The organism is Streptomyces sp. NPDC048290, from assembly GCF_040652095.1.
GTDB lineage: Bacteria > Actinomycetota > Actinomycetes > Streptomycetales > Streptomycetaceae > Streptomyces.
Window position 1 is genome coordinate 1 of sequence record NZ_JBEZLM010000028.1, and the last position, 23071, is coordinate 23071.

At 70.4% G+C, this 23071-nt stretch carries 18 protein-coding genes; 10 read left to right on the plus strand and 8 right to left on the minus strand.

The window, feature by feature from the left end; translation table 11 throughout:
- From treS to AB0D49_RS34715, 4 genes are all read left to right on the plus strand, one after another.
- On the plus strand, positions 1–1593 hold a 1593-nt coding region (treS, locus tag AB0D49_RS34700; RefSeq protein ID WP_362765687.1), incomplete at its 5' end, for a maltose alpha-D-glucosyltransferase.
- A 28-nt stretch (positions 1594–1621) separates the two neighbouring features.
- A complete protein-coding gene (locus AB0D49_RS34705) occupies positions 1622–3022 on the plus strand; it encodes a maltokinase (RefSeq protein WP_362765690.1) in 1401 nt (466 codons plus the stop codon).
- A gap of 488 nt (positions 3023–3510) precedes the next feature.
- Entirely contained in the window at positions 3511–5670 is a 2160-nt protein-coding gene (glgB, locus tag AB0D49_RS34710) for a 1,4-alpha-glucan branching enzyme (RefSeq protein WP_362765985.1), read from the plus strand.
- A 156-nt stretch (positions 5671–5826) separates the two neighbouring features.
- Positions 5827–7731, plus strand: coding sequence for an AMP-dependent synthetase/ligase (locus tag AB0D49_RS34715; protein WP_362765693.1), 1905 nt, complete (start codon positions 5827–5829; stop codon positions 7729–7731).
- 18 nt (positions 7732–7749) lie between these two features.
- Here the strand turns inward: AB0D49_RS34715 and AB0D49_RS34720 are convergent, their stop codons facing one another.
- Both AB0D49_RS34720 and AB0D49_RS34725 read right to left on the minus strand, forming a co-directional pair.
- Positions 7750–8466 (minus strand): fibronectin type III domain-containing protein, encoded by a 717-nt coding sequence (locus tag AB0D49_RS34720; protein ID WP_362765696.1) that lies wholly within the window; start codon positions 8464–8466, stop codon positions 7750–7752.
- Positions 8467–8507: 41 nt separating this feature from the next.
- Positions 8508–9119, minus strand: a complete 612-nt coding sequence (locus tag AB0D49_RS34725; RefSeq protein WP_362765699.1) for a hypothetical protein — start codon at positions 9117–9119, stop codon at positions 8508–8510.
- A 248-nt stretch (positions 9120–9367) separates the two neighbouring features.
- Here AB0D49_RS34725 and AB0D49_RS34730 point away from each other — a divergent pair, with 248 nt between their 5' ends.
- The 6 genes from AB0D49_RS34730 (at position 9368) to AB0D49_RS34755 (ending at position 15844) form a co-directional block, all read left to right on the plus strand.
- Complete coding sequence (locus AB0D49_RS34730) at positions 9368–10741, plus strand: NAD(P)/FAD-dependent oxidoreductase (RefSeq protein WP_362765702.1); 1374 nt, start codon at positions 9368–9370, stop codon at positions 10739–10741.
- A 306-nt stretch (positions 10742–11047) separates the two neighbouring features.
- On the plus strand, positions 11048–11500 hold the full coding sequence (locus AB0D49_RS34735; protein WP_362765705.1) for a cyclic nucleotide-binding domain-containing protein: 453 nt from the start codon (positions 11048–11050) through the stop codon (positions 11498–11500).
- Between the two features lie 128 nt (positions 11501–11628).
- A complete protein-coding gene (locus AB0D49_RS34740) occupies positions 11629–12054 on the plus strand; it encodes a hypothetical protein (protein WP_362765708.1) in 426 nt (141 codons plus the stop codon).
- Positions 12055–12109: 55 nt separating this feature from the next.
- Positions 12110–14464 (plus strand): hypothetical protein, encoded by a 2355-nt coding sequence (locus AB0D49_RS34745; RefSeq protein ID WP_362765711.1) that lies wholly within the window; start codon positions 12110–12112, stop codon positions 14462–14464.
- Positions 14465–14497: 33 nt separating this feature from the next.
- Positions 14498–15172 carry a hypothetical protein gene (locus AB0D49_RS34750; RefSeq protein ID WP_362765715.1) on the plus strand — a complete coding sequence of 225 codons (675 nt, stop codon included), beginning with the start codon at positions 14498–14500 and terminating at the stop codon, positions 15170–15172.
- Between the two features lie 12 nt (positions 15173–15184).
- Complete coding sequence (locus AB0D49_RS34755; protein WP_362765718.1) at positions 15185–15844, plus strand: hypothetical protein; 660 nt, start codon at positions 15185–15187, stop codon at positions 15842–15844.
- A gap of 8 nt (positions 15845–15852) precedes the next feature.
- On the opposite strand, the gene AB0D49_RS34760 is transcribed toward AB0D49_RS34755, so the two are convergent.
- The 6 genes from AB0D49_RS34760 to AB0D49_RS34785 all read right to left on the minus strand — a co-directional run bounded on the left by AB0D49_RS34760 (position 15853) and on the right by AB0D49_RS34785 (position 23010).
- Positions 15853–16524: a type 1 glutamine amidotransferase domain-containing protein gene (locus AB0D49_RS34760; RefSeq protein WP_362765721.1), complete on the minus strand. Its 672-nt coding sequence runs from the start codon at positions 16522–16524 to the stop codon at positions 15853–15855.
- Entirely contained in the window at positions 16521–18179 is a 1659-nt protein-coding gene (locus AB0D49_RS34765) for a GMC family oxidoreductase N-terminal domain-containing protein (protein ID WP_362765724.1), read from the minus strand. Before AB0D49_RS34765 ends, AB0D49_RS34760 begins: the two co-directional genes overlap by 4 nt.
- Positions 18180–18235: 56 nt before the next feature.
- The gene (locus AB0D49_RS34770) at positions 18236–19153 is read right to left on the minus strand and encodes a carbohydrate ABC transporter permease (RefSeq protein ID WP_362765727.1); all 918 of its coding nucleotides are present in this window, start codon (positions 19151–19153) and stop codon (positions 18236–18238) included.
- Between the two features lie 46 nt (positions 19154–19199).
- Positions 19200–20198 carry a sugar ABC transporter permease gene (locus AB0D49_RS34775; RefSeq protein ID WP_362765730.1) on the minus strand — a complete coding sequence of 333 codons (999 nt, stop codon included), beginning with the start codon at positions 20196–20198 and terminating at the stop codon, positions 19200–19202.
- 13 nt (positions 20199–20211) lie between these two features.
- Positions 20212–21468 carry an extracellular solute-binding protein gene (locus AB0D49_RS34780; RefSeq protein WP_362765987.1) on the minus strand — a complete coding sequence of 419 codons (1257 nt, stop codon included), beginning with the start codon at positions 21466–21468 and terminating at the stop codon, positions 20212–20214.
- A 225-nt stretch (positions 21469–21693) separates the two neighbouring features.
- Positions 21694–23010 carry a 6-phospho-beta-glucosidase gene (locus AB0D49_RS34785; RefSeq protein WP_362765733.1) on the minus strand — a complete coding sequence of 439 codons (1317 nt, stop codon included), beginning with the start codon at positions 23008–23010 and terminating at the stop codon, positions 21694–21696.
- Positions 23011–23071 lie beyond the last annotated feature (61 nt).

A 23071-nucleotide genomic window follows, 5' to 3' on the forward strand; every position in this document is an offset into this window, starting at 1 on the left:
GACGGCGTCGGCGACCTCAAGGGCCTCACCGCCAAACTCGACTACCTGCAATGGCTCGGCGTCGACTGCCTCTGGCTGCCCCCCTTCTTCAAGTCCCCCCTGCGCGACGGCGGCTACGACGTCTCCGACTACACCGCCGTCCTCCCCGAGTTCGGCGACCTCGCCGACTTCGTGGAGTTCGTCGACGCCGCCCACCAGCGCGGGATGCGGGTCATCATCGACTTCGTCATGAACCACACCAGCGACCAGCACCCGTGGTTCCAGGAATCCCGCAAGGACCCCACCGGCCCCTACGGCGACTACTACATGTGGGCCGACGACGACAAGCAGTACGGCGACGCCCGCATCATCTTCGTGGACACCGAGGTCTCCAACTGGACCTTCGACCCGGTCCGCAAGCAGTACTTCTTCCACCGCTTCTTCGCCCACCAACCCGACCTCAACTACGAGAACCCGGCCGTGCGGGAGGAGATCCTCGCCGCGCTGAAGTTCTGGCTGGATCTCGGCATCGACGGCTTCCGGCTGGACGCCGTGCCCTACCTCTACGCCGAGGAGGGCACCAACTGCGAGAACCTCCCCGCCTCGCACGCATTCCTCAAGCGGGTCCGCAAGGAGATCGACGCGCACTACCCGGACACCGTGCTGCTGGCCGAGGCCAACCAGTGGCCCGAGGACGTGGTCGACTACTTCGGCGACTACGCGACCGGCGGCGACGAATGCCATATGGCGTTCCACTTCCCCGTCATGCCCCGCATCTTCATGGCCGTCCGCCGCGAGTCCCGCTACCCCGTGTCGGAGATCCTGGCGAAGACCCCGGCGATCCCGTCGAACTGTCAGTGGGGCATCTTCCTGCGCAACCACGACGAGCTGACCCTCGAAATGGTCACCGACGAAGAGCGCGACTACATGTACGCGGAGTACGCGAAGGACCCACGGATGCGCGCCAACATCGGCATCCGCCGCCGCCTCGCCCCCCTCCTCGACAACGACCGCAACCAGATCGAACTCTTCACCGCACTCCTGCTGTCCCTCCCCGGCTCGCCGATCCTCTACTACGGCGACGAGATCGGCATGGGCGACAACATCTGGCTCGGCGACCGCGACGCCGTCCGCACGCCCATGCAGTGGACGCCGGACCGCAACGCCGGGTTCTCGCCCTCCGACCCGGGGCGGCTGTTCCTGCCGGCCATCATGGACCCGGTCTACGGCTACCAGGTCACCAACGTCGAGGCGTCCATGTCGTCGCCCTCCTCGCTGCTGCACTGGACCCGCCGCATGATCGAGATCCGCAAGCAGAACCCCGCCTTCGGCCTCGGGACGTACACCGAACTGCCGTCCTCGAACCCGGCCGTGCTGGCGTTCCTGCGGGAGTACGAGGACGACCTGGTGCTGTGCGTCGGCAACTTCTCCCGCTTCGCCCAGCCCACCGAGCTGGACCTGCGGTCCTTCGCGGGACGCCATCCGGTGGAACTCTTCGGCGGGGTGCGGTTCCCGGCCATCGGTGAGCTGCCGTATCTGCTCACCCTGGGGGGTCACGGCTTCTACTGGTTCCGGCTCACCCGGGCGGCACCGAGCATCGGCCGTCGAGTGTGAGCGTGCGCCGGCGAAAGGACGCGTCACCATGGCGAAGACCGCTTTTCCGCACACCGGCACGAGCGGGCTCGCCGGGCCCATGGCCGCCCTGGACGGGCTGCTGCGCGACTGGCTGCCACGCCAGCGCTGGTTCGCGGGGAAGGACCGGCCCGTCACCGAGCTGCGCCTGCTGTCGATGACCGAGCTGTTCCCGGGCTGTCTGCATCTGCTGGTGCACGCCGGACACGCGGGCGGGCACGGCGGCGGCCACGGCGGAGTGCCCTCCCCCGGCGGCACCCCGCCGCCCGGGGACTGCTACCAGCTGCTGCTGGGCGTCCAGGAGCATCCGTCGCCCCGGCTCGGCCGCGCGCTCATCGGCCGGACCCAGCCGACCGGACCACTCGGCGGACTGGTGGTCTACGACGCCCTTCAGGACCCGCGCGCGGCACGGTTGCTGCTGGAGCGGCTGCGCCGTCCGGGCAGCGCGGGACCCCTGCGGTTCGAGGCGGACCCGGCGGTGCGGCTGCCGCCCTCGCTGCCGCCCCGGCTGCTGGACGCCGAGCAGTCCAACACCTCCCTGGTGTACGGGGACGCGTTCATCCTCAAGGTGTTCCGGCGCATCCAGCCGGGCGTCAACCCCGATCTGGAGGTCACCGACGCGCTGGCCCGGCAGGGCTGCCGCCGGGTGCCCGCCCCGGCGGCCTGGTTCCGTACCGTGCAGCCCTTCGGGGCCACGCTCGGCGTGGTGCAGCCGTATCTGCCCGACGCCTCGGACGGCTGGACCCTCGCGCTGGAAGCGCTGACCGGCGGGCAGGACTTCACGGTGCGGGCCGGGGAGCTGGGCCGGGCGATGGCGGAGGTGCATCTCGCGCTGGCGGCGGCGTTCCCGGTGGCCGAGGGGCCGGGCGGGCTGGGCGAGAGCGGCCGTACGGCGGCGGCGATGGCCGAGCGGCTGGACGCCGCCGCGCGCAGTGTGCCCGCGCTGCGGCCGTTCGTCCCCGGGCTGCGGTCCGCGTTCGGTTCACTGGTGAGCCGGGCCGCGGGACCGCCCGCGCAGCGCATCCACGGGGATCTGCATCTGGGGCAGGTGCTGCGGACGGGCCGGGAGTGGTTCGTCATCGACTTCGAGGGCGAGCCGTCCCGTCCACTGGCCGAACGGCGCAGTGCGCACTCACCCGTCCGGGACATCGCGGGAATGCTGCGTTCGTTCGACTACGCGGCCCGGCAGCGCCGTCCCTGGCGCCCGGAGTGGGCGGGCCGCTGCCGGGACGCGTTCTGCGCGGGGTACGCGAGCGGGTCCGGTTGGGACCCACGGGCGGAACACGCGCTGCTGCGCGCGTACGAGACCGACCGTGCTGTGTATGAAGTGCTGTACGAGGCCAGGCACCGCCCGGACTGGCTGGCCGTACCGATGGCGGCCATCGAGCGGCTGGCCGTGAGAGGAGACTGAGAGCGGTGGCATTGCGCGACACGTCGTTGCCGGAACCGTCCGGACCGACCGGGACGGCTGGGAAGACCGGGAAGACCGGGACGTCGGGGAAGCCGGGGGCTGCCCGGAAGCCGGGGGTGACTGGGGCGTCGGACGGGGCGCCGACCGGGGCGAACCCGGCGGTGAAGCCCGCCGAGCCGGCCAAGGCGGCGAAGGAGCCGAAGTCGGCGAAGGAGACCAAGGAGCCCAGGGCGGCCAAGACCCCCCGGGTGTCCAAAGTGGCCAAGGCGGCGAAGGCGTTGCGGGGGTCGAGGACGTCCAAGACGGCGGAGCCGGCGGTGGCCGACACCGCTGAGACGTCCAAGACAGCGGAGGCTGCTGAGGCTGCTGAGACGGCGACGGCGGTCGCCGACACCGCTGAGACATCCGGGGCCCGTGGGACGACGGCCCACGCGGTCGCGCCGCCCGAGGTCCCCCGCCCCGCCCGCCCCGCCGACCCGGCCCTCCCGGTGACCTCAGCCGCCCCCGCGCTCCCCCCGGAGGACCGGACCCGGCTCCTGACCGGCGCGCACCACGATCCGCACGCCCTGCTGGGCGCGCACCCGGCGCCGGACGGACTGCTCGTCCGGACCCTGCGCCCGTTCGCCCAGGCGGTGAGCGTCCGGGTCGGGGAGCGGCGGTACCCGCTGGCGTCCGAGGGCGAGGGGCTGTTCTCCGGGGTGCTGCCGCTGCCCGGGACCCCGGCGTACACCCTGGTGGTGGCGTACGACGGCGGTGAGCGGGAGGTCGACGACCCGTACCGCTTCCTGCCCGCGCTCGGTGAGCTGGATCTGCATCTGATCCGCGAGGGGCGTCACGAGCAGCTCTGGAAGGCGCTGGGCGCCGAGCCGATGACCCACCAAGGCGTCGGCGGCACCCGCTTCACCGTGTGGGCGCCCAACGCCCAGGGCGTCCGGGTGGCGGGAGACTTCAGCTTCTGGGACGGCACCGCCCAGCCGATGCGCTCGCTGGGCGCGGCCGGGGTGTGGGAGCTGTTCCTGCCCGGCGTCGGGGAGGGCGCGCGCTACAAGTTCGAGATCACCGCGCGTTCCGGGGACCGTTTCCTCAAGGCCGACCCGATGGCCCGCCGCTGCGAGGTGCCGCCGGACACGGCGTCGATCGTGCACACCTCGCACTACGAGTGGGGCGACGAGCAGTGGCTCGCCCACCGGGACGCCCTGCCGGTGCACGAGGCGCCGTTCTCGGTGTACGAACTCCACCTCCCGTCCTGGCGGCCGGGGCTGACCTACCGTGAGCTGGCGGACCAACTACCCACGTATGTAAGGGACTTGGGCTTCACGCATGTGGAGCTGATGCCGGTCGCCGAGCATCCCTTCGGCGGGTCGTGGGGCTATCAGGTCACCGGCTTCTACGCGCCGACCTCACGCCTCGGCACACCCGACGACTTCAAGTTCCTCATCGACGCGCTGCACCGGGCCGGGATCGGGGTGATCCTGGACTGGGTTCCGGCGCACTTCCCGAAGGACGACTGGGCGCTGGCCCGCTTCGACGGGCAGCCCCTGTACGAGCCGGGGGACGCCCGGCGCGCGGAGCATCCCGACTGGGGGACGCTGGAGTTCGACTACGGCCGGGTCGAGGTGCGCAACTTCCTGGTCGCGAACGCGGTGTACTGGTGCGAGGAGTTCCATGTCGACGGACTGCGGGTGGACGCGGTCGCCTCGATGCTCTACCTGGACTACTCGCGGGACTCGGGCCAGTGGACACCGAACGTGTTCGGTGGCCGGGAGGACCTGGACGCGGTGGCGTTCCTCCAGGAGATGAACGCGACGGTGTACCGGCGGGTGCCGGGGGTCGTGACCATCGCCGAGGAGTCCACGGCCTGGGACGGGGTCACGCGCCCCACGGACGGCGGCGGCCTCGGCTTCGGGCTGAAGTGGAACATGGGCTGGATGCACGACTCGCTCCAGTACATGGCCCATGAGCCGGTGCACCGCAAGTACCACCACCATGAGATGACCTTCTCGATGGTGTACGCGTACAGCGAGAACTATGTGCTGCCGATCTCCCATGACGAGGTGGTGCACGGCAAGCGGGCGCTGGTGTCGAAGATGCCCGGCGACTGGTGGCAGCGGCGGGCTGACCACCGGGCGTACCTGGCCTTCATGTGGGCGCATCCGGGCAAGCAGTTGCTGTTCATGGGGCAGGAGTTCGCGCAGGGCGCCGAGTGGTCCGAGCAGGAGGGGCCGCACTGGGGGCTGCTGGACCCGGAGTACGGGGCGGAGCCGGACCACCGGGGCGTACGGGACCTGGTGCGCGACCTGAACACCGGTTACCGGGCCACGCCCGCGCTGTGGGAGCGGGACACCGATCCGGCGGGCTTCGAGTGGCTGCTCGGGGACGCGGCGGAGGACAACGTCTTCGCGTTCGTGCGGCGGGCGGCCGACGGCTCCCCGCTGATCTCCGTCAGCAACTTCTCCCCGGTGGTCCGGCACGGCTACCGGCTCCCGGTGCGCGACGGCCAGGTGCCCGCGTGGCGGGAGGCGCTGAACACCGACGCGGCCGGGTACGGCGGTGGCGCGGTGGGCAACGCGGGGCCGCTGACAGCGGAGGGGGGCGTGCTCACCGTGACGCTCCCGCCGTTGGCGACGGTATGGCTGGTACCCGTCTGACCCGGCCGGGGCCGCTTCCGCAGTACAGCCAGATCACAACCCACTCTCAGTTGCGTCATCCCCTGACGCTCGGCGCGGGAACCGGCTAGATTCCGACCACCGGTGATAACCGAGCCCGTCGGCGCTGTCACCCCCCGTACACCTCTGGAGCAGCGCATGCGCGATATGGCCCTCGCTCCGTCGGCCGGACCGCCCCTCACCGCCGGCCTCGCCGACAGCGTCTTCCTCTCCGCCGACGAGAACCCCACCCTCCCGGTCCTCGCCCGCCGTCCCGACCCGGCGGCACAGGTCTGGGAGGAGGTGACGGCGGTGGAGTTGCGCGATCAGGTGCTCGCGCTGGCGAAGGGGCTGGTGGCCTGCGGGATCTCACCCGGACTGCGGGTGGCCGTGATGTCCCGCAACCGCTACGAGTGGACGGTGTTCTGCTACGCCCTGTGGTCGGTGGGCGCCGAGATCGTGCCGATCCATCCGGCGTCCTCGCGGGACCAGATCGAGTGGATACTGCGGGACGCGCAGTGCTCGGCCGTGCTGGTGGAGGACGAGCACGGGGTGATGACGGTGGGCTCGGTGTGCGCCGGGCTGCCGACGCTGCGGCATGTGTGGCAGTTGGACACGGGTGCGATGGACCAGATCGTGGAGCGCGGCGCGCTGATGCCGGCCACCACGGTGGACTCGCTGCGCCGGATCGTGCACCCGGACTCGACCGCAGTCATCGCGTACACCTCGGGCACCAGTGGGCGTCCGCTGGGGTGCGCGGTGAGCCACCGGGGGCTGGCGCACCCCTGCGACATGCTGCTCGACGGCTGGGGCCACAGCGGCGCGCTGCCCGGCGAGCAGGCCAGGGTCCTGGCGTTCCTGCCGTTCTCCCACGCCTACGGCCTGATGGTGCAGTGTCTGTGCATCCGGGGCGGGGTGCTGATGGGGCATGAGCCGGAACTCACCCAGGCGGCGCTGTCGGCGGCGCTGCGGTCGTTCCAGCCGACGTATCTGTATCTGGTGCCGTCGGTGCTGGAGAAGATCTACAAGGGGTTTCTGCGGGTGGCCCAGGAGGCGGGGCGGGGTGCGCTGTTCGAGCGGGCCGCGGAGACCGCGCGGTCGTTCGCGGCGGCCACCGAACGGCACCGGCTGGGCCGGGGTTCGGGTCCGGGCCTTGATCTGCGGCTCCAGCACGCCCTGTACGAGCGGACGGTGTACCGGCGGCTGCGGGCGGCGCTCGGCGGCCGGGTGCTGCGCGGCGGCTCGGGCGGCACCCCGCTCAACCGTGATCTCGCGCTGTTCTACGAGGGCATCGGCATCTACATGGCGGACGCCTACGGTCTGAGCGAGACCAGCGGCGGGATCACCATGCAGCCACTGGGCCGGGAGAAGTCGGGCACGGTGGGGCAGGCGCTGCCGGGCATGGAGATCGCGGTGGCCCGGGACGGGGAGATCGTGGTGCGCGGCCCGTCGGTGTTCCACGGCTATGTCAATGACGAGATGGCGACCCGGTCGGTGCTCCAGGGCGGTTGGCTGGCGACCGGGGACCTGGGGCAGTTGGACAGCGACGGCTATCTGACGATCACCGGCCGCAAGAAGGACGTCATCATCACGAGCGGCGGGACGAGTGTGTCGCCGTCGGCGCTGGAGCACCGGATGCGGGTGCATCCGCTGATCCATCAGGCGGTGGTGGTCGGGGACGGGCGGCCGTGCGTGGGCGCGCTGATCACGCTGGACCCGGAGTTCCTGGCGCACTGGCGGTCGGCGCTGCTGTGGCAGAGCGGTACGCCGGGGCATGAGGACCGGGAGGAGAACGCGCTGCGCGAGGAGGTGGGCCGGGCGGTGGCGGCGGCCAACAGCGCGGTGTCGCGGGCGGAGTCGATCCGGGTGTTCCGGGTGCTGTCCCGGCCGTTCGCGGTGGAGGACGGGCTGCTGACGCCGTCGATGAAGCTGCGCCGGGACGCGATCGTGCGACACTACGCGGCGGAGATCGAGACGATGTACCAGGCGCGTTCGCGTCCGCCGCGGACGGTGACCCGGGAGGACCCGCTGGCCTGGGACGACACGGACAACGTGTTCCGCTGAGCCCCGCCCGGTGACCCGTCACTCCCCTGTCGTCAGCCGTACGGTGTCCGACTTCTCGCCGAACACGAAGGCACGGACGCGGTAGTCGGCGTGTTCCTCGCCGGGCAGGGTGACGAGTCCGGTGGCGTCGGTGTCCGGGTCCATCACCATGACCGGGTCGAAGGCGGCGCCCGGGGCGCGGCGGATCTCCAGCAGGAAGCCGTCCTCGTCGCGGGAGTTGTCGGTCCAGGTGAAGGCGATGCCACCGGCGTCCCGGGGCTCGGCGGTGAACCCGGTGGGGGCCGTGCCGGGCTCGGCTCCCCGCAGCGAGCGCCGCTGTCCCGCCCCGGCGCCGGGCCGGTCGCGGGGTGTCAGCCACTTCTGCCCGGCGAGGTCGGGCGCCCGATCCGCGGCGGGCACCTCGACGGTGACCGGTGGGGACGCCGGGCCCCGGTAGCTGACCAGCCGGTAGTGGAAGGTGGTGCGGGGCATGAGGTCGGGGTGGCGGTAGGTCGTGGTCCGGGTGGGGAGATAGCGCAGGGCGGTGTAGGGACCGCCGGGTGCGGTGGCGAACTCCAGTACGTGTCCGGCGACTTGGGGCCGGTCGTCGCGCCAGCTGAGGTCGATGTCGGTGGGGGTGGTGAGGGTGGCCCGCAGCGGCCCCCGGGCGTCGGTGGCGGGTCCGGGGGACGCCGTGCAGGCCGGCAGCGCGAGGAGCAGCGCCACCGGCCCGGCGGCGATCGTCGTACGGCGCATGGGGCGGGGTTGCTTCCGGGGTGTCGGGGACGGTGTCCGGGTTACTTCCGCCAGAAGCGGAGGTCGCTCCACTCCACGGTGGCGGGGCCGTTGCCGCTGTTGGTGCGGTAGGCGCCGAGCTTGTCGTAGAAGCTGCCGCTCGGGCTGGCGTAGGTGTGCTGGAGGGAGCCGTTGATGTAGGTGCGGTGCTGGCTGCCGACGGCGTGCACGGTGTTGACCCGGACGCGGGCGCCGACCGTGCCCGCGTTGGAGAGGGTGGTGCCGCCGTGCACGGCGTAGAGGCGTCCGCCCCGTTCGGCGGCGAGCATGAAGTAGGGGCCGGAGCCGGACTCGTGGAAGGTCTGCTTGAGGCTGATGCGGGTGCCGCTGAGGCTGGTGATGCGGAAGTAGCCCTCGAACTGGCGGGTGCCGCCGGTGTAGGTGGCGTAGCGGCGTTCAGCCCGCTGGTCGCCGCTGGCGGTGGAGCAGGTGAGCCGGAAGGTGAGTCCGTCGATCTGGCCGCAGCCGCGTTCCTGTTCGGTGAAGGTCGGGGAGACCGAGGTCCAGCCACCGGGTTCGACCTCCGCCAGCGCGGGGGGCGCCACCAGCAGGGACGAGCCGCCGATCGCGGCGAGGGCGGCGGCCGTGGCGAGGGTCCGGGTACGTGCGGGCATCCTGCCTCCTCGAAGGCGTGGGGGGTGAGTCACCGTTCATACCCGTGACGTCGTTCATGTCACTGAACAGTGACCCCAAGGGTGAACACGTGCCCCGGACCCTAGGACTGGACCAAGTCGCCGTCAAGGGTGCGTGCGCAGCCCCCCGGTCGCCCCCGGTCGCCCCACGCCCCGGCGCGCGCCGCCCCGGGTGCGTGCATGCTGGTCGGTGAGGCAGTCCCCCTGGACCCGCGGAAGGGAAGGACACCGTGACACGACCCAGGATTCTGGTGGTCGGCGCAGGCTTCGCAGGGGTCGGCTGTGTACGCCGGCTGGAACGCAGACTGCGGCCGGACGAGGCCGACCTCACCCTGGTCACCCCGTTCTCCTACCAGCTCTATCTGCCGCTGCTGCCCCAGGTCGCCTCCGGCGTGCTCACCCCGCAGTCGATCGCGGTGTCACTGCGGCGCAGCGGCAAGTACCGCACGCGGATCATCCCGGGCGGGGCCATCGGGGTCGATCTGCGCTCCAAGGTGTGTGTGATCCGCACGATCACCGACCGCATCGTGGACGAGTCGTACGACTACATCGTGCTGGCCCCCGGCAGTGTCACCCGCACCTTCGACATCCCGGGTCTGGTGGATCACGCCTTCGGGATGAAGACGCTCGCCGAGGCGGCCTACATCCGTGACCATGTGATCGCCCAGCTCGATCTGGCCGACGCCAGCCAGGACCCGGACGAGCGCGCCTCGCGGCTCCAGTTCGTGGTGGTGGGCGGCGGCTACGCGGGCACCGAGACGGCGGCCTGTCTCCAGTTGCTGACCAGCAACGCGGTCCAGCGCTATCCCCGGCTCGACCCGAAGCTGATCAAGTGGCATCTGATCGACATCGCGCCCAAGCTGATGCCGGAGCTGGGCGACAAGCTGGGCGGCAGCGCGCAGCGGATGCTGCGGGAGCGCGGGGTGGAGATCTCGCTCGGGGTCTCCATCGCGAAGGCGGGCGCCCGGGAGGTGACCTTCACCAACGGCCGGGTGGTCCCCACCCGCACCCTGATCTGGACCGCCGGAGTGGTGGCCAGCCCGCTGATCGCGACACTGGACGCGGAGACCGTACGCGGGCGGCTGGCGGTCAACGCGGAGCTGGACCTTCCCGGGTACGACGGGGTCTTCGCGCTCGGTGACGCGGCGGCGGTGCCGGACCTGGCCAAGGGCGAGGAGGGCGCGGTGTGCCCGCCGAGCGCCCAGCACGCCATGCGGCAGGGCCGCACGGTCGCCGACAATGTCATCGCCACGCTGCGTGGTGAGCCGCTCACCGCGTACCGTCACAAGGATCTGGGGCTGGTGGTCGATCTCGGCGGGCGGGACGCGGTGTCCAAGCCGCTCGGGGTGGAGCTGCACGGGATGGCCGCCCAGGCGGTGGCCCGGGGTTACCACTGGTCGGCGCTGCGCACCAATGTGGCCAAGACACGGGTGCTGACCAACTGGGTACTCAACGCGGTCGCGGGCGACGATTTCGTGCGGACCGGGTTCCAGAGCCGCCGACCGGCCAAGCTGAGCGACTTCGAGTATGTGCACTCCTATCTCACCCCGGAGCAGGTGCGGGAGCGGGTGGAGGAGGCGGTGGACCTGGGGGAGGTCGAGTAGCCGGATGGCCGGTCCGGGTGGCGGTGAGGTGAGTCCGGTCACCCCGGGCCGCTGCCGTTATGTGAAGTTCTGGCACATGGTTTATCGTTCATTCATACGTGGTCATGGGGTCGACCCGAGCCGTCCCCCGTGCGCCGCGCTTGACCGCCCTGGCTGGCTTCCCCCGTCCAGCCAGGGCTTTCTCATGCCCGCACCCCGCTGTCGAGGTGCCCCGGGCGCCGGGAGCGGCTGAAATGGGCATAGGGAAAGCACCGGAAAGCACTGGAAAGCACCGGAACCGATCGCCCCGGCGAGGAGCCCCGCGCCATGACCAAAGCGACGAAGCTGCTGACCGCCCTCCCCCAGCCGCAGCGCAGCCGGCTGATGGACCTCGCGCACGAGGTGTCCTTCGCCGAGGACACCCGGATCTTCGAGGCGGGAGGCAACGCCGACCGTTTCTGGGTGATCCGCTCGGGCGCCGTCTCGCTCACCCAGCAGGTGACCGCCCACCAGCGGGTGACCGTCGCCAGCCTCGGCGCCGGAGATCTGCTCGGCTGGTCCTGGCTGTTCCCGCCGTACCAGTGGGATTTCGGCGCGGAGGCGTTCAGCCCGGTACGGGCGTACGAGTTCGAGGCCGGGGCGGTGCTGGTGCTGTGCGAGGAGGACCCGGTGCTCGGGATGTCCCTGATCCGGGTCGTCGCCGAGATCCTCGCCCACCGCCTGGAACTGACCCGGGGACGCCTGACGGAGGCGTACGCGCTGCACCGCCGCACCCGCTGACCCGGCAACCCGCCCTTCACATCCTTGGCATGCACACACTTTGACACCGACGGCGGCCCACCCGTTACGGTACGCAGGTCCGTGACGGCCATCACCGGACGAGACGGCCGGTGGACGAAGGGGGATTCATGTCGTTCGAGCAGGAATGGGCCGAACTCCGCGCGGCGGCCGAACAGCGCGGAGCGATGCGGCTCAACAGTCTCCCGGCGGAGGGCGGCGGGAGCGGCGCCCCCAATCTGGTGGTGAACCGCGACGACCTCGGCCGCATCGGCGGCGACGCCTACGAACTGTACGGACGGCTGGCCAAGGACGGCGACCACGCCCGCACCGCCACCTTCGACGCGGCGATCGCGCTCACCAACGGCGAGTTCGTCAGCGGGTCCGGGCTGCTCAAGGTGCACGACCGCTGGAACACCCATCTGCGGACCCTGCTCGACGCCTGCGCGCAGATCTCGAACCACCTGGACTACACGAAAGCCCAGCATTCGAAGGACGATGTGAAGATCCAGGGCGATCTCGCCTCGGTCTCCAAACTCACGGAATACTTGAAGTAGCGCACATCGCGGCGCCCTTCGGGCGTGGGCACGGAGCAGTCGGGGGACTGACAGCATGTTGAAGTACGAGGACATCATCGACGCGCCGCTGGCCAAGCTACAGGCCGCCGTCGAGGACTGGGCCGAGATGACGGCCAAGCTGGAGACGCTGGCGCGGGACGCTATGGACGGGATGAACACCCGGGCGGGCCAGGCAGGCTGGGAGGGCGTCAACGCGGGCGTCACCAAGGAGTTCATCGCCAAGACGGCCAAGGAGTTCTCCGACGCCCACGCCGAGGCCAAGGGCGTGCACCAGATCCTGACGGAGGGCCACACATTCATCAAGAAGGCCCACGACGACCTGGTGAACATCCGCGACCACGAGGGCCCCGCGGCCAACATCAAGGTGGACGGCCGGGGCACGGCCAGCGCCCGCGACTCGGTCAATGACATCCCCGCCAGACAGCGCGCCCACGACCCGGACTACCCCGACATGCTGCGGCGGGAGAACGAGCGGGTCGCCGCCTGGCAGCGCAGGATCGACCAGATCGTCGACAACTGCGCCGACTCCGACTTGGCCTTCAAGAACTCCCTGGAAGCCAATGTCACCGACCGCAAGGACTTCAACGCGCCCACGTACACCAAGCTGGACCAGGAGGAGGCTGCACGGGCGGCGGCGCTGGCCGGGAAGGGCAGCGAACTCACCCACACCGAACTCCAGGCCCTGAACGAACTCCTCAAGGACAACAGCGGTTCGGTGGAGTTCGCGAAGAACTTCTACGAACGGCTCGGACCGGAGAAGTCCCTCGTCTTCTTCGGCCAACTGGCCGGGGACACCTACAACTACACGGAGGTCGACGCCGAACGCCTCAAGGACGTCCAGGAACTCCAGCGCAACCTCGGCCTCAATCTGGCCACCGCCTCCCACGACAAGGCGTTCACCGCCGAGTGGGGCCCCGAACTGCGCAAGCTGGGCACGGAACGGATTCCGCTCGTCAAGTACGACCACAATCCGCCCTTCGGGTACCAGTTGCTCGGCGGCATCATGCGGTACGGGAACTATGACGCGAAGTTCCTGAACCCGATGGCCGAGCATGTGGCACAGCTCCGGCAGAAGGACCCGGACCTGTTCGCCGAGAACAAGGGCAGGTCCAGTGCGTCCCACGACCCGTTCAATCCCTCCGGCGTGAACGGGGCGGGCTATGACCCGATGACCTCCATGCTGGAGGCCCTGGGCAACAGCCCGGAGGCGGCCAAGCGCTTCTTCACCGATCCCCCGACCGCGTACAACGAGGACGGCACGGTCAATCACGGTGCGACGGCCGACCTCGGGAAGTCCGACGGCACCCCGATCGACAACTACCTCGACTTCTTCACCAGGGACAAATGGCAGTCCGAGGGCTTCGCGGACACCAATACCCATGATCCGGGCCTGGGCGAGGAAGCCCTCAACCACATGCCGGACGCCTTGGGCAAAGCCCTGGAGGCGGCGACCCTCGGCTACCCCGCCGGCAACCCCGACCCGAACGTACTCCGCGACGCGGACAACGCCGGGGTCATGCAGAAGGTCATGGAGAAGTACGGGGCGGACCCGGACCTGCTGAGGGAACACCAGGCGCTGTCGGACAGCCTGGGGACGATGGGGGCCGGGTATGTGGACGACATCAACTGGGCGCTGGAGAAGAACGACCCCGACAGCCCCTTCGCGCCGGGCAGGAACCCGGACGGACGCATCGATTTCGCGGAGACCGAGGACGGAGACGGCCGCAGCGTGGTCCGTGGCTTCCTGAGCGCGCTCGGCCAGTATCCGGACGCGTACGCCACGCTTTCGACCGCTGAGCAGGTCTATACGCGCAGTGTGCTGGAACAGCAGGTGAACCCGGACGGCACGGTCAACGTGGGTGCGGCCAGGGCTGCGGTCAACATCGGCGCGGAGGTACAGGGCATGCTGGATCAGTCACGCGCCGACCAGGTCCAAGCCACCAATCTCAAAACTCATGAGGACTATGAGAAGGCGGTCCAGAAGCGCTCTGGCTGGATCGAGTTCGGGGCGACCGTGGGAGTGGCGGCAGGCGTCGCCTTCCTGCCCGTGACCGCGGCCGTTGGTACGGCAGCGGTCTTGGTACCGCTCGCCACGGACACTGCCAGCGGTGCACTGGAGCAAGGCATCGGCCAGATCATCGGTGATATTTCCGGCAACTCGATCGACCAGCACAAGGAGAAGGTCGAGGATCTCAACGCAACGCAGAGAATCGCGATCTATTCTGCGGGCGAGAGGCTGGCCGAGGCCCCGATGGAAGCATTCCTTCGACAACACCGCGAAGCCATCCTTCCTGTGGACAGGCAGGACTTCAGGGAATCCATGAAGGCTGGCTACTCGGCGGGCAACGACCGAGAGAACCAGCAGGGGCACGACCCGGTGACGGATTGAGACCGGCCGTGATCGACGATACAGAGGACGCTCATGGTGATCACCCGTAGGACGACGCGCGGGCTGTTGTGTGCGGCCGTCGCCGCTTCCCTGGCATTCACGGTCACAGGATGCAGCAGTGACGAAGGAACGGAGGAGGAGCCGCTGGTGAAGGCCCAGCAGCTCTGCGGCGGAACGGCCATCTCCCCAGCAGCGGCCGAGGCCCTTCACGTCATCATGGGCGTGGATCAGTTCGAAGCATCCGACGATGACTACACCATCCCACTCGCTGCCGAGAACCTCAGGTTGACGGGCCGGACGGAGGGCACTGGAACTGAGGACATCTGCCGGATCTTCACCCCCCTCAAAGCACTCACCACGCCACTGCGCGTGAGGTATTGGCTGACGGAAACCACGGCGAACAAGGACGAGAATCTGTACCCGCAGTTCACGAAGTTGTCGATGGGTGATCTCTCCGGTACCTCACCCGACACGGCCTTCATCTCCTTCGACTGCCACGACAACAACAGCCCACTGACATCTGTCCCTTACCACATAGAGGTCTTTGTCGAGACCACGGGTGCTCCCGTCGAGCCTGAAGGGGATCTCAAGGAGATCGAAGACGCCTTTGCAACCCTCACGCACTCCTTCGCCCTCGCCATGGCCAAGGAACTGCGCTGCACCGACAACGGTGGACTCGACGCGCAGCCCTCCCTCAACCCGGTCTGAGGGACACTGAACGTGGTCCCCACACGCAGGCTCCGGTGCAGTGCCGTAGCCGTTTCCCTGGCGCTCGCGGTCGCCGGGTGCAGCGACGACGGGGTCGAGCCAGAGCCACTCGTCAGAGCCCAGCAGCTCTGCGGCGGAACGGCCATCTCCCCGGCCGTCGCCAAGTCCCTCCAAGCCATCATGGGCGTCGACCAGTTCGAAGCGTCCGACGACGACTACACCATCCCGCGCGCCGTCGAGGATCTCCGGCTCACCGGCAGGACGGACGGCGCCGGGAACGAGGACATCTGCCGGATCTACACGCCTCTGCAAGCCAAGACCGAGCCACTGCGGATCAGGTGGTGGCTGATGGATCGCACGGCGAACAAGGATGAGAACGTGGCTCCCCAGTTCACCAAGCTGTCCATGGGTGACCTGTCCGGCACCTCACCCGACGCGGCGTTCATCTCCTTCGACTGCCACGACAACAACAGCCCGCTCACCTCGGTCCCGTACCACATGCGGGTCTTCGTTCAGACCACGGGCGCACCCGTCGAGCCTGAGGGTGACCCCAAGGCACTCGAAGACGCCTACGCCGCCCTCGCCCACTCCTTCGCCCTCGCCATGGCGAAGGAGTTGCGCTGCACCGACGACGGGGGGCTCGAAGCGCAGCCCTCCCTGACCCCCGTGTAGCCCCGCCCTCACTCCGCCAGTAGTTTCACCACCGTCTCCGCCACGCCCCGTGCCGACGACGGGTTCTGGCCCGTCACCACCCGGGCGTCCTGGACCACATGGGGGGCGTAGACGTCGGCGCTGGTGTGGTGGGCGCCTCGGGCGGTCAGGGCGGTTTCCAGGAAGAACGGGATGATGTCGGCCATCTCGGAGGCGTGTTCCTCCGCGTTGGTGAAGCAGGTGACCGCGCGGTCCGCGAGGAGCGGGGTGCCGTCGGCGGTGGTGAGGTCGAGGAGGCCGACCGGACCGTGGCAGACCGCGGCGATCACCCCGCCCGCCGCGTGCACGGCGTCGCCGATCCGTACGACGTCCGGGTTCCCGGGGAAGTCCCACATGGTGCCGTGGCCGCCGACGTAGAGCACAGCGTCGTAGTCGGACGGGTCGACGTCGGCCAGCCGTACCGCGGCGGTGAGGTCGACCTCGGTGAGGAAGGCCCGCTGGGCCGGGTCGGAAAGGTCCGCGCCGTCGATGGGTGAGCGTCCGCCGCGCGGGGAGGCCAGCTCGACACGGTGTCCGGCGGCGGTGAACACCTCCCAGGGATGGGCGGCCTCGGCCAGCCAGAATCCGGTGGCCCGGCCGGTGTCGCCGAGTTCACCATGGCTGGTGAGCACGAACAGGACCGTCTTGCCGGTGGGCGTCATCGCGGGGATCTCCTCGTTTGCGGGGGTACGTGGGTGGCGTCGCGGATCAGGTCGGCCGCGCGTTCGGCCAGCGCGATCACCGGGGCGTTGGTGTTGCCGCGCGGCACGGTCGGGAAGACGGAGGCGTCGGCCACCCGCAGCCCGGTGACACCGCGTACCCGCAGCAGCGGGTCGCACACCGTGTCCTCGCCGCCGCCCATGGCGCAGCTGCTGGTGGGGTGGTGCATGGTGACCAGGTCCCGGCGTATCCAGTCCCGGATCGCCGGTTCACCGGTGGTGTCGGGGCCCGGGGTCAGCTCGCCGTCGGTGACGTCGGCGAAGGGGCGGTGGGCGGCGATCTCCCGGGCGATCCGCACCCCGGCGGCCAGCACCTCCAGATCGCCCTCGTGGCTGAGGTAGCCGGGGTCCAGGGCGGGCGCGTCGGCGGGGTCGGCGGAGCGCAGTCCCACCCGGCCCCGGCTGCGTACCTCGACGGCGGTGACCAGGACCGCGATCGAGGGCGCCGCGTCGGCGTCCGGGTCCGGGAGTCCTGGGGGGACCACGTGGTACTGGAGGTCGGGGCCGGGCAGCCCCTCCCGGGTGTGCAGGAAGGCGCCGCTCTCGCCGCCGTTGGAGGCCAGGGGGCCGCGGCCGAGGAGCCGCCACAGGAGTTCGGCGCGGGCCGGGGCCAGTGCGTCGCCCCGGGTGGGGCGGGCCCGCCAGACCATGGTGCAGCGGGGATGGTCCTGGAGCCCGGCGCCGACCGCCGGGGACTCGACCAGGACCGGGATGCCGTGGGCGCGCAGCGCGTCCGGGTCGCCGATGCCGGAGAGCATGAGGAGGTGCGGGGAGCGGATGGCCCCGGCGCACAGGATCACCTCGGCCGTGGCGTGCGCCTGGTGTTCCGTGCCGCCGGAGCGGTAGGCCACGCCGGTCGCCCGGCCCGCGTCGAGGAGGACCCGGGTGACCAGGGCACCGGTGCGCACGGTGAGGTTGGGCCGGTTCAGCGCGGGGCGCAGATAGGCGTCGGCGGTGGACCAGCGGCGGCCCCGGCGCTGGGTGAGCTGGTAGAAGCCCGCGCCGTCGGGGCGTCCGCCGTTGAATCCGGCGCCGGGGGCGAGGCCGTGGGCGCGGGCTGCGGCGACCCAGGCACGGGTGGTGCGGTGGCGCCGGCGCGGGTCCTCGACGGCGAGCGGGCCGCTGGTGCCGAGGTCGCCGGGCAGGCGCCGGCCGCGGTAGCCCTCGGCGCGGCGGAAGTACGGGAGCAGATCGTCGTAGCCCCAGCCGTCACAGCCGTGGTCGTCGCGCCAGGTGTCGAAGTCGGCGTGGCTGCCGCGGACGTAGATCATGGCGTTGGTGGAGGAGGTGCCGCCGAGGACCCGGCCGCTGGGCCAGGCGACCGAGCGGCCGTCCGCGTGCGGCTGTGGCTCGGTGGCGTAGTCCCAGTCGTACGGGCCCTTCAGGAGGCGGGGCATGGCGGCCGGGATGTGCAGGTCACGTGCGGTGTCGGGCGGGCCCGCCTCCAGCAGGAGCACCCGGGCGGCCGGGTCCTCGCTGAGCCGGGCGGCGAGGACGCTCCCGGCGCTGCCCGCGCCGACGACCACATGGGTGAACTCGGTGGACTCGCCTGGCGGCATGGCGTGGCGCTCGCCGGGGGGTGCGGACTGGGGGGTCATGTCGGCCTCCTTCTGAGAGCCACGAGAACGGACGGCGGGGTGGAGCACAGGTGTGGTCAGCCGCGGATCGCTCCCGCCATGATCCCGCCCACGATCTGCCGCCCCAGCAGGGCGAAGACCAGCAGGACGGGCAGGGTGGCGAGGGCGGTTCCGGCGAGGATCAGCGAGTAGTCCTGGAAGTATCCGGCCGAGAGGCTGGACAGGGCGACCTGGACCGTCGGGTCGTCGGGGTTGAGGACGACCAGGGGCCAGAAGAAGTCGTTCCACGCCTGCATGAAGGTGAAGACGCCGAGCACGGCGGCGGCCGGGCGGGTCGCGGGCACGATGACATGCCAGAAGACCCGGGTGGTGTGACAGCCGTCGAGGAGCGCCGCGTCGATGAGTTCGTCGGGTACGGCGTCCAGGATGAACTGGCGCATCCAGAAGACGCCGAACGCGGTGACCATGCCAGGCACGACGACCGCCTCCAGGCGCCCGGCCCAGCCCAGCTCGCCCATGAGGATGTACAGCGGGATGATGCCGAGCTGGGTCGGCACCATCATCGTGCCGATCACCACCAGCATCAGGGCCCGCCGTCCGCGGAAGCGGAGCTTGGCGAAGGCGAACCCGGCGAGCGAGCTGAACAGCAGCACGGACAGGGTGATGGAACCGGCCACGATCAGCGAGTTGAGCAGCGCCTTCTGGAACTCGACGGTGTCGAAGACGCGGCCGATGTTGTCGAAGAGATGGCCGCCGGGCACCAGCGGGGGCGGGGTCTGGGCGACGGCCTCGTTGTCGTGCGAGGCGACGACCAGCGTCCAGTACAGCGGGAACGCGGAGCCGAGGACGATGGCGCCGAGCAGGGCGTAGGTGAGGGGTCCGGCCCGATTGAGGTGGCGCAGTCCGCCGCCGCGGCGGCGCCGGGGGCGGGGCGGGGGGCCGGCGGGGGGCGGGGCACCCACGGTGCTGGAGGTCGTCCCGGTGCTGCTGGTCATCCCGGCCCTCCTTTCAGGGCGGCGCTGGTCACGCTGGTCACGGTGGTCACCGGTTCGACCTGATCCGCCGGGTCACCAGGTAGTTCACCGCGCAGGCGAGGACGATCACCAGGAACATCACCCAGGCGATCGTGGACGCGTAGCCGAAGTCGAACTGCCGGAAGCCCTGCTCGTAGAGGTAGACGGTGAGGGTCTGGAACTGGCGGTCGGAGCCGCCGGTGACCCCGCCGGGGGTGGGGTCGAACAGCAGGGGCTCGGCGAACAGCTGGAGTCCCTGGATGGTGGAGATGATCACCGTGAAGATGATCACCGGGCGGAGCGCGGGGACGGTGATGTGCCGGAAGAGCTGGAAGCCGTTCGCCCCGTCGGTGCGGGCGGCCTCGTACCGTTCGCGGGGGACGGTCTGCATGGCGGCCAGGTAGATCAGCGCGTTGTAGCCGGTCCAGCGCCAGATGACCATCGCGGAGACGGCGACATGGGAGCTGGCCCGGCCGCCCTGCCAGTCGACGGGGCCGATGCCGACCAGGTCGAGGGCCCAGTTGACCATCCCGAAGTCCCGGCCGAAGAGCTGGGTGAAGATGATCGCGACGGCGGCCACCGAGGCGACATTGGGCAGCAGGACGCCCATCCGGAAGGTGGTGCGGGCGCGCATCCGGATGTTGAGGGTGTGCGCCAGGGCGAGGGCGAGCAGCAGTTGCGGCACGGTGGACAGAAACCAGATGGACACCGTGTTGAACAGGGCGTTCCAGAAGTAGGAGTCGCCGAGGAGTTCGCGGTAGTTGGCGAGGCCGACCCATCGGTGGCCCTCGGCGCCCAGCAGGCTCCAGTCGTGCAGGGAGACGAAGAGGGTGTAGCCGAGGGGGAAGAGGCCGAAGCCGAGGAAGACCAGGAAGAAGGGGGCGATGTAGAGGTAGGGGGCGAGGGTCCGGTCGGCGCGGCGCAGCCGGGTGCGCAGCCCGCCGCGCCCGTCCGGGCGGGGCCGGCCACCAGAAGGGGTGGCCGGTCCTGCCGCGGACCGGGCGGCGGCGGGGCGCTCGGCGGGCATGGGCGCCGGCGGGCTACTGAGCGGCCTTTTCGGCATCGCTCAGTGCCTTGTCCCACGCCTCGCCGGGCTCTTCCCGGCCCTCCTCGACGCGCTTGATGCCGTTCTGGAGCGCCAGCCGTACGGCGGCTGCCTTGGGCCCCTGGTACTGGGGCTGGAGCCGGGTGGCGGCCTCGGTGAAGATCTGGCCGACCGGGGCGTTGTTGAAGAAGGGCTTCTTCAGGTCCGCCATGGCCGGGTCCTTGTACAGCTCGGGGATGGCGGGCAGGTTGCCGATGTTCTTGAAGACGGTGAGCGCCTGCTCGGGTGCGGTGAGCCAGGCGGCGAGCTTGTACGCCTCCTCGGGGTGGTCGGACTGTTTCGGTACGGTCAGCCAGGAGCCGCCCCAGTTCCCTCCGCCGCCGCCGGGTACGGCGGCCACGTCCCACTGGCCCTCGGTCTTGGGGGCCTGGCTCTGGATGAAGGCCATCATCCAGGCGGGGCAGGTGAGGGTGGCGAAGCTGCCGCGCTGGAAGCCGGTGTTCCACTGCGGGCTGAAGGCGGCGAGGTTGGCGGACAGCCCGGCCTCGACGGCTTCGGAGGTGAGGTCGAAGGACTGCTTGACCGCCGGGTTGCTCTCCAGGACCAGGCTGTTGTCGGGGGCGTAGAACGCCGCGTCGGCCTGGCCGAGGATCGCGTTGAACAGCAGCGGGCCGCTGTCCACGAACTTGGCGCCGGTCTTGGCGGCGGTGAACTCCTTGCCGACCTCGATATAGCTCTTCCAGTCCGGCCAGAGCCCCGCGACCTCAGCGCGGTCGGTGGGCAGTCCGGCCTTCTCGAAGAGGTCCCGGCGGTAGCAGATGGCGAGGCCGCCGACATCGGTGCCCATACCGATCTGCACCTTGTCCCCGGCCATGGACTGCTTCCACTTCCAGGGCAGCCAGCGGTCCTCCAGATCACCGGCGCCCAGTTCCAGCAGGTTGTGGAAGTTCTGCGGCTGGGCCGTGAACTGGCCCAGGAAGTCGCCCTCGATCGCCACCACGTCCGGCGCCCCGTTCCCGGCGGCGAGCCGGGTGGCGAGCTGGGTGTGATGGGTCTGGTACTCGGCGACATGCTCGACGATCTCGATGTTCGGGTTGTCCCGCATGTACTGCTTGTACAGCTCCTTGTAACCGAAGTCGTTGAACGTGCCGACCGTCAGACGGATCTTCTCGTCGCCTCCGTCCGCACCGCCGCCTCCGTCTCCGCCGCACGCGGCGGTCAGTGCGCCGGTCAGCAGGAGGGCGACGGACACGTACAAGCCTCGAACCCTACGCAGTCCACCCATCTGGACGCCTCCTTCGATGGCGCATGGATCTGGATGTGAGGCCCCCGATGTCGTCCCATGGGATGTGTGGGGACGTGTGCACCATTTCGAGCGGGTGTCCGGTCGCCTGTGCGGGGCGTCCGGAATGCTCCACCTTCGCCCGAGTCCGGTGAGTGCCCAGAATCTAGCGGCGGTTCCGGTCAAGCTCAATAGTTAGGAAGGGGTGCTTACAGATTCGTGTCCGGAGCGAGTCCTGGACGGGGCCCGCCAGAAACCGGGCAGGGTCCGCTCGTGCTCCCGCAGGAAGGCGTCCAGCAGGGCGACGGCGGGCTCGCGGTCGCGGACCAGCGGGTTGGCCATCAGGGCGAGGACGGCGCTGCGGTGGTCACCGGTGCGGGCGGCGGCGACGGCCAGCCGTTCGTACGACTTCACCTGCTGGACCAGGCCCAGCAGCTCCGGCGGCAGCGGACGGGCGGGCAGCGCGGCGGCGCCCGCGGAGGTGATCCGGGCGGGGATCTCCACGACGGCGTCGTCCGGCAGGTCCGGGACGGCCCCGTCGTTGCGGATGTTGACCACCTGGACATCGCCCCGGTCGTCGTACAAAGACGCGATGAGCTGGACGGCGGCCGTGCTGTAGTGGGTGCCGCCGCGCCGGGCGAGCGCGGCGGGCTTGGTGTCGAGGGCGGGGTCGCGGTAGAGGGCGAGCAGCTCCTCCTCGATGGCCTGCACCTCGCGGGCCCGGATACGGCCCGCCCGCTGCTCGTCGAGCATCCCCGCGGTGCGGTAGTAGAAGCGCAGATAGCGCGACGGCACGGCGGACAGGTCGCGCAGCAGCGAGCCGGGCAGCTCCAGGTGGGCGGAGAGCGCGTCGAGGTGCCCGTCCAGCAGGTCGGGCAGCACATCACGGCCGTCCACCGTGACCGCGCGCTCCCAGGTGAGGTGGTTGAGTCCGACGTGCTCCAGGGCCACCCGCCCGGGGTCGACCTGGAGCAGCCCGGCGAACTTGCGCTGGAGCCCGATCGCCACGTTGCACAGGCCGATGGCCCGGTGCCCGGCGTCCATCAGGGCCTGGGTGACGATCCCGACGGGGTTGGTGAAGTCGACCAGCCAGGCCCCGTCGGCGGCCCGCGCGGCGACCTGTTCGGCGAGGTCCAGCACCACCGGCACGGTCCGCAGCGCCTTGGCGAAGCCGCCCGCGCCGGTGGTCTCCTGCCCGACGCAGCCCACCTCCAGCGGCAGCGTCTCGTCCAGCAGCCGCGCCTGCTGCCCGCCCACCCTGAGCTGGACGACGACGAAGTCGGCGCCCTCGACGGCCTGTTCGAGGCTGCCGGTGGCGGTCAGCCGGCCGGTCCAGCCCTGCCGGGCCAGGATGCGCCCGGCGACCCCGGCGACCGGTTCCAGCCGGGCCGCGTCGATGTCGTGCAGCACCAGTTCCCCCACCGGCAGCCGGTCGGTGAACCGGGCGAACCCGTCCACCAGCTCGGGGGTGTAGGTGGAGCCGCCTCCGATTACTGCGATCTTGACGCTCATGACATGCCTTCCTGTTGTGCCGATCACTCCAAGAGGATGGATAAATAGTGAGGAGCCCTTA

Excerpts from the sequence above, each read along its gene's own strand:
- AB0D49_RS34740 (WP_362765708.1), top strand. The coding sequence starts at position 11,629 with ATGTCGTTCGAGCAGGAATGGGCCGAACTCCGCGCGGCGGCCGAACAG.
- AB0D49_RS34735 (WP_362765705.1), top strand. The coding sequence starts at position 11,048 with ATGACCAAAGCGACGAAGCTGCTGACCGCCCTCCCCCAGCCGCAGCGC.
- AB0D49_RS34715 (WP_362765693.1), top strand. The coding sequence starts at position 5,827 with ATGCGCGATATGGCCCTCGCTCCGTCGGCCGGACCGCCCCTCACCGCC.
- AB0D49_RS34745 (WP_362765711.1), top strand. The coding sequence starts at position 12,110 with ATGTTGAAGTACGAGGACATCATCGACGCGCCGCTGGCCAAGCTACAG.
- AB0D49_RS34770 (WP_362765727.1), bottom strand. The coding sequence starts at position 19,153 with ATGACCAGCAGCACCGGGACGACCTCCAGCACCGTGGGTGCCCCGCCC.
- AB0D49_RS34750 (WP_362765715.1), top strand. The coding sequence starts at position 14,498 with ATGGTGATCACCCGTAGGACGACGCGCGGGCTGTTGTGTGCGGCCGTC.
- AB0D49_RS34775 (WP_362765730.1), bottom strand. The coding sequence starts at position 20,198 with ATGCCCGCCGAGCGCCCCGCCGCCGCCCGGTCCGCGGCAGGACCGGCC.
- AB0D49_RS34785 (WP_362765733.1), bottom strand. The coding sequence starts at position 23,010 with ATGAGCGTCAAGATCGCAGTAATCGGAGGCGGCTCCACCTACACCCCC.
- AB0D49_RS34705 (WP_362765690.1), top strand. The coding sequence starts at position 1,622 with ATGGCGAAGACCGCTTTTCCGCACACCGGCACGAGCGGGCTCGCCGGG.
- AB0D49_RS34725 (WP_362765699.1), bottom strand. The coding sequence starts at position 9,119 with ATGCCCGCACGTACCCGGACCCTCGCCACGGCCGCCGCCCTCGCCGCG.
- AB0D49_RS34765 (WP_362765724.1), bottom strand. The coding sequence starts at position 18,179 with ATGACCCCCCAGTCCGCACCCCCCGGCGAGCGCCACGCCATGCCGCCA.
- AB0D49_RS34720 (WP_362765696.1), bottom strand. The coding sequence starts at position 8,466 with ATGCGCCGTACGACGATCGCCGCCGGGCCGGTGGCGCTGCTCCTCGCG.
- AB0D49_RS34760 (WP_362765721.1), bottom strand. The coding sequence starts at position 16,524 with ATGACGCCCACCGGCAAGACGGTCCTGTTCGTGCTCACCAGCCATGGT.